The 16,188-nt window shown below is 62.9% G+C and carries 14 protein-coding genes and 1 other RNA gene; 5 read left to right on the top strand and 10 right to left on the bottom strand.

Annotated elements, in window-relative coordinates; all coding sequences use genetic code 11:
* Positions 1–3: 3 nt before the first annotated feature.
* From carA to grpE, 5 genes are all read right to left on the bottom strand, one after another.
* Positions 4–1,140 carry a glutamine-hydrolyzing carbamoyl-phosphate synthase small subunit gene (gene carA / locus RND78_RS23960; RefSeq protein ID WP_312732504.1) on the bottom strand — a complete coding sequence of 379 codons (1,137 nt, stop codon included), beginning with the start codon at positions 1,138–1,140 and terminating at the stop codon, positions 4–6.
* Between the two features lie 176 nt (positions 1,141–1,316).
* Positions 1,317–2,123, bottom strand: coding sequence for a 4-hydroxy-tetrahydrodipicolinate reductase (gene dapB, locus RND78_RS23955; RefSeq protein ID WP_312732503.1), 807 nt, complete (start codon positions 2,121–2,123; stop codon positions 1,317–1,319).
* 54 nt (positions 2,124–2,177) lie between these two features.
* Positions 2,178–3,311 carry a molecular chaperone DnaJ gene (gene dnaJ, locus RND78_RS23950; RefSeq protein WP_312732502.1) on the bottom strand — a complete coding sequence of 378 codons (1,134 nt, stop codon included), beginning with the start codon at positions 3,309–3,311 and terminating at the stop codon, positions 2,178–2,180.
* A gap of 113 nt (positions 3,312–3,424) precedes the next feature.
* A complete protein-coding gene (gene dnaK / locus RND78_RS23945; RefSeq protein WP_312732501.1) occupies positions 3,425–5,350 on the bottom strand; it encodes a molecular chaperone DnaK in 1,926 nt (641 codons plus the stop codon).
* Positions 5,351–5,443: 93 nt separating this feature from the next.
* Positions 5,444–6,010 (bottom strand): nucleotide exchange factor GrpE, encoded by a 567-nt coding sequence (grpE, locus tag RND78_RS23940; protein WP_059231811.1) that lies wholly within the window; start codon positions 6,008–6,010, stop codon positions 5,444–5,446.
* A gap of 165 nt (positions 6,011–6,175) precedes the next feature.
* Here grpE and recN point away from each other — a divergent pair, with 165 nt between their 5' ends.
* Positions 6,176–7,843: a DNA repair protein RecN gene (recN, locus tag RND78_RS23935; RefSeq protein WP_312732500.1), complete on the top strand. Its 1,668-nt coding sequence runs from the start codon at positions 6,176–6,178 to the stop codon at positions 7,841–7,843.
* 60 nt (positions 7,844–7,903) lie between these two features.
* On the opposite strand, the gene fur is transcribed toward recN, so the two are convergent.
* On the bottom strand, positions 7,904–8,308 hold the full coding sequence (fur, locus tag RND78_RS23930; RefSeq protein ID WP_007162667.1) for a ferric iron uptake transcriptional regulator: 405 nt from the start codon (positions 8,306–8,308) through the stop codon (positions 7,904–7,906).
* Positions 8,309–8,402: 94 nt separating this feature from the next.
* On the opposite strand from fur, the gene RND78_RS23925 reads away from it, so the two are divergent.
* Positions 8,403–8,942, top strand: coding sequence for an outer membrane protein assembly factor BamE (locus RND78_RS23925; protein ID WP_312732499.1), 540 nt, complete (start codon positions 8,403–8,405; stop codon positions 8,940–8,942).
* 8 nt (positions 8,943–8,950) lie between these two features.
* Here RND78_RS23925 and RND78_RS23920 read toward each other — a convergent pair whose 3' ends face one another.
* Together RND78_RS23920 and RND78_RS23915 are read right to left on the bottom strand one after the other, a co-directional pair.
* A complete protein-coding gene (locus tag RND78_RS23920) occupies positions 8,951–9,256 on the bottom strand; it encodes an RnfH family protein (RefSeq protein WP_312732498.1) in 306 nt (101 codons plus the stop codon).
* Complete coding sequence (locus tag RND78_RS23915; protein WP_312732497.1) at positions 9,249–9,683, bottom strand: type II toxin-antitoxin system RatA family toxin; 435 nt, start codon at positions 9,681–9,683, stop codon at positions 9,249–9,251. The genes RND78_RS23920 and RND78_RS23915 overlap by 8 nt, the downstream gene beginning before the upstream one ends.
* A 172-nt stretch (positions 9,684–9,855) precedes the next feature.
* Here RND78_RS23915 and smpB point away from each other — a divergent pair, with 172 nt between their 5' ends.
* Positions 9,856–10,332, top strand: a complete 477-nt coding sequence (smpB, locus tag RND78_RS23910; RefSeq protein WP_007162671.1) for an SsrA-binding protein SmpB — start codon at positions 9,856–9,858, stop codon at positions 10,330–10,332.
* A gap of 73 nt (positions 10,333–10,405) precedes the next feature.
* Positions 10,406–10,758: a transfer-messenger RNA gene (gene ssrA, locus RND78_RS23905) on the top strand.
* Positions 10,759–10,803: 45 nt separating this feature from the next.
* On the opposite strand, the gene ssb is transcribed toward ssrA, so the two are convergent.
* Together ssb and RND78_RS23895 are read right to left on the bottom strand one after the other, a co-directional pair.
* Entirely contained in the window at positions 10,804–11,349 is a 546-nt protein-coding gene (ssb, locus tag RND78_RS23900) for a single-stranded DNA-binding protein (RefSeq protein ID WP_312732496.1), read from the bottom strand.
* Positions 11,350–11,374: 25 nt separating this feature from the next.
* A complete protein-coding gene (locus RND78_RS23895; protein WP_312732495.1) occupies positions 11,375–12,763 on the bottom strand; it encodes an MFS transporter in 1,389 nt (462 codons plus the stop codon).
* A gap of 269 nt (positions 12,764–13,032) precedes the next feature.
* Here RND78_RS23895 and uvrA point away from each other — a divergent pair, with 269 nt between their 5' ends.
* Positions 13,033–15,867, top strand: a complete 2,835-nt coding sequence (gene uvrA, locus RND78_RS23890; protein WP_312732494.1) for an excinuclease ABC subunit UvrA — start codon at positions 13,033–13,035, stop codon at positions 15,865–15,867.
* Positions 15,868–16,188: the final 321 nt, after the last annotated feature.

Here is a 16,188-nt window from a genome sequence, read left to right as displayed (position 1 = left end):
GTCTTAGCGGCGCGCCGCCATGGCCTGGATGAACTTGTCGAACAGCGGCGCCACGTCGTGTGGGCCGGGGCTCGCCTCGGGATGACCCTGGAAGCTGAAGGCGACCTTGTCGGTCCGCTCGATGCCCTGCAGGGTGCCATCGAACAACGACTTGTGGGTGGCGCGTACGTTGGCCGGCAAGCTGGCCTCGTCCACAGCGAAACCGTGGTTCTGGCTGGTGATCATCACCACGCCGCTGTCGAGATCCTGCACCGGATGGTTGGCGCCGTGGTGACCGTTGGGCATCTTCACCGTCTTGGCGCCAGAGGCCAAGGCCAGCAGCTGATGACCCAGGCAGATGCCGAAGACCGGGATTTCGGTTTCCAGCACATCCTGGATCGCCTTGATGGCGTAATCGCAGGGCTCGGGATCGCCCGGGCCGTTGGCCAGGAAGATACCGTCGGGCTGTAGCGCCAGGGCTTCGCTGGCCGGGGTCTGGGCCGGCAGCACGGTGATGCGGCAGCCGCGAGCCACCAGCATGCGCAGGATGTTCAGCTTGACGCCGTAGTCGAAGGCCACCACGTGGTAGGGCAACTGCTCGGCCGGGATTTCGGCATGGCTATCGGTTTCCAGCGACCAGACGCTGGAGCGCCACTCGTAGCGCTCCTTGACGCTGACTTCCTTGGCCAGGTCCATGCCCTTGAGGCCAGGGAAGGCACGGGCCAGCTCCAGGGCGCGCTCTTCAGTGGCGTCTTCACCCGTGAGGATGCAGCCGTCCTGGGCACCCTTCTCGCGGAGGATGCGGGTCAGCCGACGGGTGTCGATGCCGGCAATGGCGATGGTGCCGTTTTCCTTGAGGTAGTCCGACAGCGACTGCTTGTTGCGCCAGTTGCTGGCCAGCAGCGGCAGGTCGCGGATGATCAGCCCGGCGGCCCACACCTGGGCGGCCTCGCCATCCTGCGGCGTGGTGCCGGTGTTGCCGATGTGCGGATAGGTCAGGGTGACGATCTGCTTCGCGTAGGAAGGATCGGTCAGGATTTCCTGGTAGCCGGTCATGGCGGTGTTGAACACCACTTCGCCGACCGTATGCCCGTCGGCACCGATGGATTCACCGCGAAAGATGCTGCCATCGGCAAGTGCGAGTATGGCTGGCTTAGTCAAGAAGACCTCCGAAAATCAAGCCTTGGCGGGCAAACGCAGGGTGCAAAAAAACGGGATGACCTCTCGAAGAGTCATCCCGTTTTAATGTTGTGATTTCATTCTGCGCTAGCTTTTAGTGGATACACTAAAGCTGCATTGTACAGGAATTGAGCGCTGCTGGCACCCTCATGTACGCATCAGCGCAACTCCAGCACGTCCTGCATGTCGTATAGCGCTGGCTGTTTGTCCTTGAGCCACAGTGCTGCACGCACAGCCCCTTTGGCGAAGGTCATGCGGCTGGACGCCTTGTGGGTGATTTCCACGCGCTCGCCTTCGCTGGCGAACAGCACCGTGTGATCACCCACCACGTCGCCGGCGCGCACGGTGGCGAAGCCGATGGTCTGGCGATCGCGGGCACCGGTCTGGCCCTCGCGGCCGTAGACGGCCACCTCCTCCAGATCGCGACCCAAGGCCTGGGCGACGACCTCGCCCATACGCAGCGCGGTACCCGAGGGGGCATCCACCTTGTGCCTGTGGTGGGCCTCGATGATCTCGATGTCCACCTCGTCGCCCAGCACTCGGGCAGCGGTGTCCAGCAGCTTGAGGCAGAGATTGACGCCGACGCTGAAATTGGCAGCGAAGACGATGGGGATTTCCTTGCTCGCCTCCAGCAGGGTCAGCTTCTGCTCGGCGGTGAAACCGGTGGTACCGATCACCATGGCCTTGCCGGCCTTGCGGCACAGCGCCAGGTTCTGCAGGGTGACGCTGGGCTGGGTGAAATCGATCAGGACGTCGAAGTCATCCAGCACCCGACTCAACTCGCCCGACAGCATCACGCCATTGCGGCCGATACCGGCGAGCTCGCCCGCGTCGGCGCCGACCAGGCTGCTCTCCGGACGATGCACTGCGGCAGTCAGGCCAGCGGCGCCCTGGGTCTGCTGGACCGCTTCGATCAGGGTCTTGCCCATGCGCCCGGCGGCGCCCATTACAGCTATACGTCGCATCATCAGCTCCAGGCTGCTGGCCGGGCGCCGCCCTTCGACGACGCCCAGGCCGGGTTAGAGGTCGTCGAAGAAGCGCTTCATGCCGTCGAACCAGCCACTGGCGCGAGGCGAATGGGAGCTGTCGCTCTGCAGGGTGTTGCGGAACTCCTCGAGCAGCTCGCGTTGGCGGCGACTCAGGTTGACCGGTGTCTCCACCACCACCTTGCACATCAGGTCGCCGGCACCACCGCCACGCACGGGCGTCACGCCCTTGCCACGCAGGCGGAACATCTTGCCGGTCTGGGTACCTTCGGGGATCTTCAGCTTGACGCGGCCATCCAGGGTCGGCACTTCCAGCTCGCCACCCAGGGCAGCGTCGGTGAAGTTGATCGGCACCTCGCAATAGAGATGCTTGCCGTCACGCTGGAAGATCGAGTGCTCGCGCACGTTGACCACGACGTAAAGGTCGCCGCTAGGTCCGCCCAGGGTCCCAGCCTCGCCCTCGCCGCTCAGGCGAATACGATCACCGGTATCGACGCCCGCCGGCACCTTGACCGAGAGGGTCTTCTGCTCTTCCACGCGACCCTGGCCGTGGCAGGCCGTGCAGGGCTCGGGAATGATCTTGCCGCTACCGTGGCAGCGCGGGCAGGTCTGCTGCACCGAGAAGAAGCCCTGCTGCATGCGCACCTGACCGATGCCACCGCAGGTGGGGCAGGTGGAAGCCGAGGTACCCGGCTTGGCGCCATTGCCGTCGCAGACCTTGCACTCGACGAGGGTGGGCACGCGAATGGTGACCGTAGTCCCCCGCACCGCCTCTTCCAGGTCCAGATCCAGGGTGTAGCGCAGATCGGCACCGCGCTGCGGACCGCCCCGGCCACCGGCGCCACCGCGCCCGCCGAAGAAGTCGCTGAAGACGTCGCCGAAGATGTCGGAAAAGCTCGCACCACCGGCCGCACCGCCGAAACCACCGCCACCCATGCTCGGATCGACGCCAGCATGGCCGTACTGGTCATAGGCCGAGCGCTTGCCCGCGTCGGACAGCACTTCGTAGGCCTCGGCGGCCTCCTTGAATTGCTCTTCGGCAGCCGCATCACCAGGATTGCGATCCGGGTGGTACTTCATCGCCAGGCGCCGGTAGGCCTTCTTCAGCTCGACTTCGCTCGCGCCGCGCTCGACCCCGAGCACCTCATAGTAATCACGTTTGGCCATAGACTTTCTGCACCTTAAAGTTTCTCACCCTCCAGACACGCCAACGCGGGAGCAGGCTCCCGCGTTGGCAGATCCGACGGGCCGAAGCCCGCCAGGCACGGTAAGCACGGGGCTTACTTGTTGTCCTTCACTTCCTCGAACTCGGCATCGACCACGTCGTCGCCGGGCTTCTTGGCATCGCCGTCCGCCTTGGCCGAAGCACCTTCGGCACCGGCAGCACCCTGCTCGGAGTAGAGCTTCTGGGCCAGCGGCGCGGAAGCCTGGGACAAGGCGTTCATCTTGGCTTCGATGGCATCCTTGTCGTCGCCGCGTACGGCGGTTTCCAGCTCGCCGATGGCCTTCTCGATGGTGCTCTTCTCTTCGGCCGTGGCCTTGTCGCCAGCCTCGGTCAGCATCTTGCGGGTACCGTGCACCAGAGCATCACCCTGGTTGCGGGCCGCCGCCAGCTCTTCGAACTTGCGATCCTCGTCGGCATTGGCCTCGGCGTCACGCACCATCTGCTGAATCTCCTCCTCGGACAGACCGGAGGACGCCTTGATGACGATGGACTGCTGCTTGCCGGTGGCCTTGTCCTTGGCGGACACGTTGAGGATACCGTTGGCATCGATGTCGAAGGTCACCTCGATCTGCGGCACGCCACGCGGCGCCGGCGGGATCTCGGCCAGGTCGAACTTGCCCAGCGACTTGTTCTGCGCGGCCTGCTTGCGCTCGCCCTGCAGCACATGGATGGTCACCGCGCCCTGGTTGTCGTCGGCGGTGGAAAACACCTGCGACTTCTTGGTCGGGATGGTGGTGTTCTTCTCGATCAGCGCGGTCATCACGCCACCCATGGTCTCGATACCCAGGGTCAGCGGGGTGACGTCCAGCAGCAGGACGTCCTTGACGTCACCGGCCAGCACGGCGCCCTGGATGGCGGCACCGATGGCGACGGCTTCGTCCGGGTTGACGTCCTTGCGCGCCTCCTTGCCGAAGAAATCGGCCACACGCTTCTGCACCAGCGGCATACGGGTCTGACCGCCCACCAGAATGACCTCGTGGATGTCGGAGACATCCAGACCGGAGTCCTTCAGCGCAATACGGCACGGCTCGATGGTGCGCTCGACCAGCTCTTCCACCAGGGATTCCAGCTTGGCGCGGGAGACCTTGACGTTCAGGTGCTTGGGACCGCTGGCATCGGCCGTGATGTACGGCAGGTTGACGTCGGTCTGGGTGGCCGACGACAGCTCGATCTTGGCCTTCTCGGCAGCTTCCTTCAGGCGCTGCATGGCCAGCGGGTCACCCTTGAGGTTCATGCCGCTTTCTTTCTTGAATTCCTCGACGAGGTAGTCGATCAGACGGATGTCGAAGTCTTCGCCGCCCAGGAAGGTGTCACCGTTGGTGGCCAGCACCTCGAACTGATGCTCACCGTCGACCTCGGCGATCTCGATGACCGAGACGTCGAAGGTACCGCCGCCCAGGTCATAGACGATCACGGTGTGATCACCCTTGGCCTTGTCCAGGCCGTAGGCCAGGGCCGCAGCGGTCGGCTCGTTGATGATGCGCTTGACGTCCAGCCCGGCGATGCGACCGGCATCCTTGGTGGCCTGACGCTGGCTGTCGTTGAAATAGGCCGGAACGGTGATGACCGCTTCGGTCACCGGCTCACCCAGGTAGTCCTCGGCGGTCTTCTTCATCTTCTTCAAGACTTCAGCGGAGACCTGCGGCGGTGCCATCTTCTGGCCCTTGGCCTCGACCCAGGCGTCACCATTGTCCGCCTTGACGATCTTGTAGGGGACCATCTGGATATCTTTCTGCACGACGTTTTCTTCGTAACGCCGGCCGATCAGTCGCTTGACTGCATAAAGGGTGTTCTGCGGGTTGGTCACCGCCTGGCGCTTGGCCGGCTGGCCGACCAAGGTCTCGCCATCGTTGGTGTAGGCGATGATGGACGGCGTGGTACGGGTGCCTTCGGCGTTTTCCAGGACCTTGACGTTGCCGTTTTCGAGGATCGCGACGCAGGAGTTGGTTGTCCCCAGGTCGATACCGATAATCTTGCCCATGTAATCTTCTCCAGAAATCTCAGATTCCGCGCGGCCCACTCAGGGGGCCTTTGATGTTCGCTTGCCTACCAGATGGGGCCGAGCGACAGAATTTCAAGCCTTTTCGTCGATGCTCGGCTGCTGTGCCGCGGGCGCCTTGCTCACGACCACCATCGCCGGCCGCAGCAGGCGACCATTGAGGAGATAGCCCTTCTGAAACACCTTGAGCACGCTGCCCGGCTCGGCAGTGGCGCTCTCCTCCATGGCCATGGCCTGGTGGTGTTCGGGATTGAAGGGAGCACCGTGGGGGTCGACGGCCTCGACCTGATAGCGCTTGAGGGTGTCCTGCAGCATCTTCAGGGTCAGTTCCATGCCTTCGCGCATGGGCTTCAAGGTCTCGTCGGCAGCGTTGGACAGCTCCAGGCCACGCTCCAGGCTATCCAGCACCGGCAGCAGATCGCCCGCGAATTTCTCCAGGGCGAACTTGTGCGCCTTCTCGACATCCTGCTCGGCGCGACGACGCACGTTCTGCAGTTCGGCGACGCTGCGCAGCGATTGATCCTGGGCGGCAGCGAGCTGCTCTTCGAGCGTGGCGACCCGTGCGGTGAGATCCTCATGCTGGACGTCGCCCTGGGCCGCGGCCTCGTGCTCGGGAGTCGGGGAGTTCTGTTCGTCGGCCATGGAGTCCTCCTGTGATAATGCCGGTGGGCGCGCCCTCTAATGAGCGACACCTTGATCTATGGCGCCTATATGGGGCCGCCGGCCGGCGCTTCAAGAGCTGTATGGATTGCCAGTGCTCGACAGGCACTGTATAAACAACCAGAAACCGCTTTCGGAGATCGTCGCATGCTGGTGCATCTGTCCGTCCGCAACTACGCCATCGTTGAACACCTCGACCTCGACCTCGAGCGCGGCATGACCGTGATCACCGGCGAAACTGGCGCCGGCAAATCCATCATGCTCGACGCCCTCGGCCTCACCCTGGGTGATCGCGCCGACAGCGATGCCGTGCGCCCGGGCGCGGACGAAGCCGACGTCCTGGCCAGCTTCGACATCACCGACATCCCCGAGGCCCGCCAGTGGCTGGCCGAGCGCGACCTGGAGCAGGACGGTCCCTGCCTGTTGCGTCGTGTCATCACCCGCGAAGGCCGCTCGCGTGGCTACATCAATGGCTCGCCCTGCCCGCTGGTGGATCTCAAGACCCTCGGCGGCCTGCTGATCGACATCCACAGCCAGCACGAGCACCAGTCGCTGCTCGGCCTGGACACCCATCGCCGCCTGCTGGACGAATATGCCGGCGCGGGCGAACTGGTGCGCCAGGTGCAACTCGCCGCCCAGCGCTGGCGCCAAGTGCGCCAGACCCTGGAGCGCCTGACCCGCAATGGCGACGAGCAACGCGCCCGCCATCAACTGCTCAGCTATCAGCTCGAAGAGCTCGACAACCTCGCCCTGGCCGAAGGCGAGCTGCAGGCACTGGAGCAGGAGCAGAGCGACCTGGCGAGCGCCGAGCACATCCTCTTGGCCTGCCGCCAGGCCATGGACCTCTGTACCGAAAACGAGCAAGGCAATGCGCTCTCCGCCCTCAACGCCAGCATGGCCCGGCTGACCGTCTTCGATCGACCGCCCGCGCAGATCGAGGAAGCCAGCAACCTGCTCGCCTCCGCCCAGATCCAGATCGAGGAGGCGATGAACGAACTCAACCGCTTCGTCGATCATTTCGAAGCCGATCCGGAGCGCCAGCAGGCCGTGCAAGAACGCCTGGACAGCGTCTACAGCCTGGCCCGCAAGCATCGGGTCCAGCCCGAGGGACTGCTTGAGCTGCACGAGCAGCTGCATAATGAACTGCAGTCCCTGGATGCCGACGACGTCGCTCTTGAGCGCCTGCAGGAAGAGCTGGCCGCTTTCGAGCGCCACTACCAGGAGAAGGCCGGCGAACTGAGCCGCCTACGCGAACAGCGCGCCCCGGAGCTCGCCGCCGCGGTGGAAACCGAAATGCAGCGCCTGGGCATGCCGGGTGGCCGCTTCAGCATTACCCTGACCCCCGGTGCCAGCGGTGAGCCCCAGCCGCTGGGCAACGAAGGCATCGAGTTTCGTGTCAGCGCCAACCCTGGCCAGCCGTTACGCCCGCTGGCCAAGGTGGCATCCGGCGGAGAGCTGTCACGTATCAGCCTGGCGATACAGGTCATCACGGCCCAGACCTCGCGCACCCCGACCCTGGTGTTCGACGAGGTGGACGTCGGCATCGGCGGCCCGACTGCCGAGGTGGTCGGCCAGTTGCTGCGGCAACTGGGCGAGCGCGGCCAGGTATTGACCGTCACCCACCTACCCCAGGTCGCCGCCCAAGGACACCAACATCTCTTCGTGCACAAGGAGCGCGGCACCGATGAAACCCGCACCGCGGTCGCCAAGCTGGATCGCGCACGCCGCGTGGAAGAGGTGGCGCGCATGCTGGGCGGTGTCGACCTTACCCGCGAATCCCTCGCCCATGCGCGCAAGCTGGTGGTCAGTCGCTAAGGGTAGGCGAGCGGACATGAAAAAGGCGACCTGAAGGTCGCCTTTTTCATGGATGATCCATCACTTGCGCTGGCGGATGTACAGCACCAGGTTGTGATCGACCAGCTCGAAACCATGCTCTTCGACGATCTCACGCTGACGCTTCTCGATGGATGCGTCGGTGAACTCGATGACCTCGCCGGTATCCACATCCACCATGTGATCGTGGTGGCCGGTGTCGGCCAGCTCGAACACGGCATGGCCGCCATCGAAGTTGTGGCGCACCACCAGACCAGCGGCCTCGAACTGGGTGAGGACCCGATAGACCGTTGCCAGTCCCACGTCCTCGCCAGCCTCCATCAGCGCCTTGTAAACATCTTCGGCGCTCATGTGGCGCTGCTCGGTGGTGTCCAGCATCTGCAATATCTTGACGCGCGGCAGGGTCACTTTCAGACCCGCTTTGCGGAGTTCGTTGTTCTCTACCATGCTCTTTCTCGGTGCCGAGTGCTTTCGCAGCTCTCGGGAATACGGGTATGATCGGTGCCTCGTTGCCCAGCAAGATAGTGGAAGTCTCCCACCGATGCAAAACCTCAAGCAAACGCTGACCGGGCTCTCTCTGCTGAGCCTAGCCATGCTCGCCGGCTGCTCTCTGCCGGGGGTTTACAAGATCGACATCCAGCAGGGCAACGTCGTCACCCAGGACATGATAGACCAGTTGCGCCCCGGAATGACCCGGCAGCAGGTCCGGTTTATCATGGGTTCGCCACTGATCCAGGACACCTTCCATCCCAATCGCTGGGATTACCTCTACAGCCTGCAGGCCGCCGGTGGCCAGCGCAAGCAGGAACGGGTCAGCCTGGTGTTCAATGGCAGCAACCAGCTGAGCGGACTGTCCGGCGACTTCATGCCCGGCACCAGTCGTGAACAGCAGATCATGGGTACCGATAGTGGCACCAGCGTGGACTCCACTGCACCTGCCCAGCCCACTACGACGCCCGCGGTAGTCCCGGAGATGCCAGCCATTCCCGGCTCGACCGAAGACACCATCCAGAAAGAAATCGACAGCGCCCGCCCGGCTGCCGTGCCGACCCCCGAGCGCATCCGCACCGACGGTCAATAAGCCGTCGGTCAGCGACTGACCTTGAGTCTGGCCTGTTCGGCGCGCCGCTTGCGACTCTCCTTGGGATCTGCAAGCAGCGGCCGATAGATTTCCACCCGATCTCCCTGCACCAGCTTACGCTCCGCCGGCTTCGCGACCAGCTTACCGAAGATACCGACACGGTAATGTGCACGCTGCACAGGCTCCAGTTGCTCGAGCAGACCTGAAGACAGCACTGCCTGCTCGACGGTGGTGCCCTCCTCCAATTGCAGATTCAGCAACCACTGCCGTTCTGGCAGGGCTAGGGCCACTTCGATAGCGAGGCGTTCAGCCATAGAGGGCTCGCGCGCGCTGGCAGAAGGCATCCACCATGGTATTGGCCGCCTGGTTGAACAGTGGCCCCAGGGTCGCCCGGACGATGGCGCTGTCGTACTCGAAGGAGAGATCGAGCGATATCTTGCAGGCCTTGTCACCCAACGCCTTGAAGGACCAGACGCCATGCAGCTGCTTGAAGGGTCCCTTCTCCAGATCCATGGTGATGGACTCGTCGGGCACCAGGGTATTGCGCGTCGTGAATTGCTGGCTGAGCCCGCCCTTGGCCACGGTGAGACCGGCGCGCATCTGAGCTTCGTCCTGCTCCAGGATCTGCGCGGATGAGCACCACGGCAGGAATTCCGGATAACGGGCCACGTCGTTGACCAGTGCATAGAGCGCCGAAGCGGGATAGGGCAGCAACGCCGAACGTTGGATGTGCGTGCTCATCGGAACCTCGTAGAATAGCGAATTCGGTGTCGGACCTTGAATTTGAGGGCGGCGCACGCAATTTACTCCCGCACCAGCCTGCCGCGGCCCAGAACCGCGGTATTGTCCGTGTTTGCTCATACCCGCTCAAGCGCGTGGCGACATTTCCCCCGACTCGCTGTACCCTGGAATCATGGCCAAGCAAAAGAAAGTTTCTCCCGGCAGCATCGCGCAGAACAAAAAGGCGCTCCACGAATACTTCGTCGACACCCGCTTCGAAGCGGGTGTTTCCCTGGCAGGCTGGGAGGTGAAGAGCCTAAGAGCCGGCAAGGCGCAGCTGACCGACAGCTACGTGCTGCTCAAGGACGGCGAGGCCTGGCTGCTCGGTAGCCATATCACCCCGCTGCAAACCGCCAGTACCCACGTCATCGCCGATCCGACCCGCACCCGCAAGCTGCTGCTGAACAAGCGCGAGCTGGGCAAGCTGTTCGGCGCCGTGCAACAGAAAGGCTATGCCTGCGTCGCCTTGTCGCTCTACTGGAAGAAGCACCTGGTCAAGTGCGAGATCGCCTTGGCCAAGGGCAAGAAGGAATTCGACAAGCGCGCCACCGAGCGCGAGCGCGACTCCGACCGTGAGATCCAGCGCGCCATCCGCAAGGACGCCAAGTGACCGAAAAACGTTTCGTCGACAATGACTTGCGCAGAACGGCCGGAGTTTCTATAGTGAACGACCAACAAGTTTTGGGGGCGATTAGGATTCGACGCCGGTAACGAAACTTGAGGGGCATGCCGAGCTGGTAGCAGAACTCGTAAATTCGCTGCTGCAAACTTATAGTTGCCAACGACGACAACTACGCTCTAGCTGCTTAATGCGGCTAGCAGTCGCTAGGGGATGCCTGTAAACCCAAAACGACTGTCAGATAGAACAGGATCGCCGCCAAGTTCGCTGTAGACGTAACGGCTAAAACTTATACAGCTCGCCCAAAGCACCCTGCCCGTCGGGCCGCAATGGGTTAACTCAGTAGACAGGGCTAAGCATGTAGAACCGATAGCGGAGAGCTGGCGGACGGGGGTTCAAATCCCCCCGCCTCCACCAAAAAGAAAGGGCAGCCAATGGCTGCCCTTTTTCTTTGCCCGTCGTTTAGAACGGAATGTCGTCGTCGAAGCTGTCGTAGTCCTGCTGAGCCGGCTGCTGTTGCGGCTTGGGCTGCTGCTGGGGACGACTATTGCCATTGCCGCCGCTGTCGTACTGCGGCGCCGCCTGCTGCGGACGGGGCGCACGCTGCTGCTGGGGCGCAGGTGCGCTCTGGTTGTATTCGTCATTGCCGCCGGCATTACCACCACGACCACCCAGCAACTGCATGTTGCCGTTGATGTCGACCACGATCTCCGTGGTGTAGCGATCCTGACCATCTTGGCCCTGCCACTTGCGTGTACGCAGCGAGCCTTCGACATAGACCTGGGAGCCCTTGCGGATGTACTCGCCAGCGATCTCGGCCAGGCGACCGAAGAACACCACACGGTGCCACTCGGTACGGTCCTGCTGCTGGCCGGTCTGCTTGTCCTTCCAGCTCTCACTGGTGGCGAGGGTGACGTTGGTCACCGCGTTGCCGTTGGGCATGTAACGGGTTTCGGGATCGGCGCCGGCATTGCCGACGAGAATGACTTTATTGACGCCACGGGCCATATGAATCTCCTGATGAGGCTGTCGATCAAGCGGCGACTGGCGTTTGGCTTACCAGTCGCTCCAATTGCGCTCGATCAACGATTTTAGTGTCGATCTTGATGTAGACGGCTTGCTCTTCTGCCACCACCACCGCGTCGGTCACCCCGGCCAGGGCCAACAGGCGCCCGACCAATCCCTGGTCGTTGACTAGCTCAGGGGCGACGGACAAACGCAGGCTGGTGACATAGGGCGGTTCACGCATCGTACCAGCAATCACCGCCCAGCCCAGGCAAAGCGCAGCACAGCCCAGGAAGACGGTGGACAGGCCACCATGCTGGAACAGCCAGCCACCGAGGATACCGCCGAGCGCCGAGCCGAGAAACTGGCTGGTGGAATAGATCCCCATGGCCGTGCCCTTGCCCCCCGCCGGTGCTACCTTGCTCACCAGCGAAGGCAGCGAGGCTTCCAGCAGGTTGAAGGCGGTGAAGAACACCACGATGCCGATGACCAGGGCCACCAGGCTGCTGCTGAAGAAAAAGAAGTACAGCTCGCACAGCACTAACACACTGATGGCACCCACCAGCACGCGCTTCATGCGCCGCTTCTTTTCACCATAGATGATGAAAGGAACCATGGCGAAGAAGCCGACCACCAGTGCCGTCAGGTACACCCACCAGTGCTCTTCCTTGGGCAGACCGGCGTGTTCGGCGAGGGCCAGCGGCAAAACGACGAAGCTGGCCATCAGCACGGCATGAAGCGCCAGGATACCGAAATCCAGGCGCAGCAGGTCGCGGTTACGCAAGGTAGTCCCCAACGCCTGGCGGGCCAGATTGGATTCGCGGTGGGCGAAGGGGGACGCGTTCCGCGGGACCAGCAACAGCACGATGAGCAGGCCGACCAGCGCCAGTCCGCAGGTGGCCCAGAACAGTCCAGCCAAGCCATAGGCGCGCGTCAGCAGCGGCCCGGCGACCATGGCCACGGCGAAGGACACGCCGATGCTCATGCCGATGGTGGCCATGGCCTTGGTGCGGTGCTGCTCCCGGGTCAGATCCGACAACAGCGCCATGATGGCGGCCGAAATGGCACCGCCACCCTGTACGATGCGACCGGCGATTACGCCCCAGATGGAGTGGGCATTGGCGGCAATGGCTGCGCCGAGGGCGAACACCAGTAGCCCGCCGATGATGATGGGACGCCGGCCGATACGATCCGATAAGGTCCCGAGGGGAATTTGCAGGACCGCTTGGGTCAAACCATAGGCACCTATGGCGAGGCCGATGAGTGCCGGAGTGGCATCCGCCAGCTCCTGACCATAGGTTGCCAGGACCGGGAGCACCATGAACATACCGAGCATACGAAAGGCGAAGACCAGAGCCAGCCCCAGGGCGGCACGGCGTTCGACGCCGCTCATGGTTTCGCTGCGCTTGTCGAGCATTGATAACCCTCTCGTCGGCGACAGACTTTTACGTCGCCGCACAGCTTTAAAACAGTCGTGACAATGACCATTTAGGGAGGAAGCGGTGAAGATAGCCGAGCGCTCGTCCGAACGTTCCCGACCGCCAGCATCACGAACGCCCGATCACCGCTGTCGGGCCATTAATTTTACCAGCCTTGACCTCTCTCTCACAGGCGCGGCAGATAGCCGCAGCCAGGGACGAGACTCCACTCCGATTGACGCGCCGCCAACACGAGGCAGAAGTTTACGTGGATAAGATCCTCATCCGTGGGGCCCGTACCCATAACCTGAAGAACATCGACCTGACCCTTCCCCGGGACAAGCTCATCGTCATCACCGGGCTGTCCGGCTCCGGCAAATCCTCCCTGGCCTTCGATACCCTTTATGCCGAAGGCCAGCGTCGTTACGTGGAATCCTTGTCGGCCTACGCTCGTCAGTTCCTGTCGATGATGGAAAAGCCCGATGTGGACACCATCGAAGGCCTGTCGCCGGCCATTTCCATCGAGCAGAAATCCACCTCGCACAACCCACGCTCGACGGTCGGTACCATCACCGAGATCTACGACTACCTGCGTCTGCTCTATGCGCGGGTCGGTACGCCCCGCTGCCCCGAGCACGACGTCCCCCTCGAAGCCCAGACGGTCAGCCAGATGGTCGATCAGGTGCTGGCCATGCCGGAAGGCCAGCGGCTGATGCTGCTCGCCCCCATCGTGCGCGAGCGCAAGGGCGAGCATCTGTCGGTATTCGAGGAGTTGCGGGCCCAGGGTTTCGTCCGCGTACGCGTAAATGGTCGCCTGCATGAAATGGATGAGCTACCCAAGCTCGACAAGCAGAAGAAGCACACCATCGAAGTGGTGGTGGATAGATTCAAGGTGCGCGAGGACCTCCAGCAGCGCCTGGCGGAATCCTTCGAGACGGCGCTGAAGCTGGCCGACGACATCGCCATCATCGCCCCCATGGAGGGTGAGAGCGGCGAAGAGATCGTCTTCTCCGCGCGTTTCGCCTGCCCGATCTGTGGCTTTTCCATCGGCGAGCTGGAGCCGAAGCTGTTTTCCTTCAATAACCCGGCCGGCGCCTGCCCTACGTGCGATGGCCTGGGGGTGAAGCAGTTCTTCGATGCCCGGCGCGTGGTCAACGAAGAACTCAGCCTCAGCGAGGGTGCCATCCGCGGCTGGGATAGGCGCAACGTCTATTACTTCCAGATGCTGGGTTCGCTCGCGAGTCACTATGGCTTCAGCCTGGACGAACCCTTCAAGAGCCTCGACGACAAGCACCGCAGGGCCGTGTTGAGTGGCTCGGGACGCGAGAGCGTCAACTTCCGCTACCTCAACGACCGGGGTGACATCGTCAAACGCGCTCACCCGTTCGAGGGCATCCTCCCCAATCTCGAGCGCCGCTATCGCGAGACCGAATCCCAAAGCGTGCGTGAAGAGCTTGCCAAGTACCTGAGCACCCAGCATTGCCCTGACTGCAACGGCACGCGCCTACGTCGCGAGGCTCGCCATGTATGGGTCGGTGACAAGACCCTGCCAGCAGTCACCCGCCTGCCGGTCGGCGATGCTACCCAATACTTCCAGGACCTTACCCTGAAGGGCCAGCGGCAACAGATCGCCGACAAGATTCTCAAGGAGATCCGTGAACGCCTGCAGTTCCTGGTCAACGTCGGCCTGGACTACCTGACCCTGGATCGCAGTGCCGATACCCTCTCCGGCGGCGAGGCCCAGCGCATCCGCCTGGCCAGCCAGATAGGTGCGGGCCTGGTGGGCGTCATGTACATCCTCGACGAGCCTTCCATCGGCCTGCACCAGCGCGACAACGAGCGGCTGCTGGGCACCCTGACTCACCTGCGCGACCTGGGCAATACGGTGATCGTCGTCGAGCACGACGAGGACGCCATCCGCCTGGCGGACTACGTCATCGACATCGGCCCCGGAGCGGGCGTGCATGGTGGCCAGATCATCGCGGAAGGCACTCCGGACCAGGTCATGAAGCATCCGGACTCGGTCACCGGCCAGTACCTGTCGGGTCGCAAGAAGATCGCGGTACCCGCCAAGCGCACCCCGCGGGACAAGAAAAAGCTGCTCAAGCTGAAAGGTGCGCGGGGCAACAACCTGCAGAACGTGAACCTAGAGATTCCGGTGGGCCTGCTGACCTGCGTGACCGGCGTATCCGGATCGGGCAAGTCGACGCTGATCAACAACACCCTCTTTCCGCTCACTGCCACAGCTCTCAATGGCGCGACGACCCTGGAAGTCGCCGCCCATGACAGCTTCGACGGCATGCAGCACCTGGACAAGGTGGTGGACATCGACCAGAGCCCCATCGGTCGTACACCCCGCTCCAATCCGGCGACCTATACCGGCCTCTTCACGCCGATCCGCGAGCTGTTCTCCGGTGTTCCGGAATCACGCTCCCGCGGCTATACCCCTGGGCGCTTCTCCTTCAACGTCAAGGGCGGCCGCTGCGAAGCTTGCCAGGGCGATGGGGTGATCAAGGTGGAGATGCACTTCTTGCCAGACGTCTACGTTGCTTGTGACGTCTGCAAGGGCAAGAGGTACAACCGCGAAACCCTGGAGGTGAAGTACAAGGGCAAGACCATCACCGAGGTCTTGGACATGACCATCGAAGAGGCCCATGCCTTCTTCGAGTCCATTCCAGCCCTGGCGCGCAAGCTGCAGACGCTGATGGATGTCGGTCTTTCCTACATCCGCCTGGGTCAGAGCGCTACGACACTGTCCGGGGGCGAGGCCCAACGGGTGAAGCTGGCACGGGAGCTTTCCAAGCGGGACACCGGCAAGACCCTCTATATCCTGGACGAACCCACTACCGGCCTGCACTTCGCAGATATCCAACAATTGCTGGACGTGCTGCACCGGTTGAGAGATCACGGCAATACCGTGGTGGTAATCGAGCACAACCTCGACGTCATCAAGACTGCCGACTGGCTGGTGGACCTTGGCCCTGAGGGCGGCTCCAAGGGTGGTCAGATCATCGCTACGGGTACGCCCGAGGAGGTCGCGGCGAATAAGAAGTCCTATACCGGCCACTTTCTCAAGCCTCTCCTGGAGCGGGATCGAGAGTAAGGTTGGCGCCGTCCAGAAACTCAAAAGCCCGGCGCATGCCGGGCTTTTTTATGAGTGATTGCGTGCGTGATACAACACCGCGACGGCAGCAGTTGCTCTATCGCGGCCATGGGCCGCTCCTACAGGCGTCATGTTGTGCATCGGCGGACCGCCATGGCCGCGATAGCCCGGTGCAGCCGGGCTGTTTTTTGCTCTTGGCAGGCTCCCAGGCAACTTCCGTCCGGCAGCCCCCTGCTACCAGCCCTTCGCCAATCCGCTCTAGCCCCCTACCCCCAGGGAGAGGGCCCGGGAGAGGGCAACCCCAGGCACGGGCTTAACTTT

The organism is Pseudomonas oryzihabitans (genome assembly GCF_032027545.1).
Taxonomy (GTDB): domain Bacteria; phylum Pseudomonadota; class Gammaproteobacteria; order Pseudomonadales; family Pseudomonadaceae; genus Chryseomonas; species Chryseomonas oryzihabitans_F.
The sequence above is the reverse complement of the archived record's forward strand: the minus strand, read 5'-3'. Positions and strand labels throughout refer to the sequence as shown.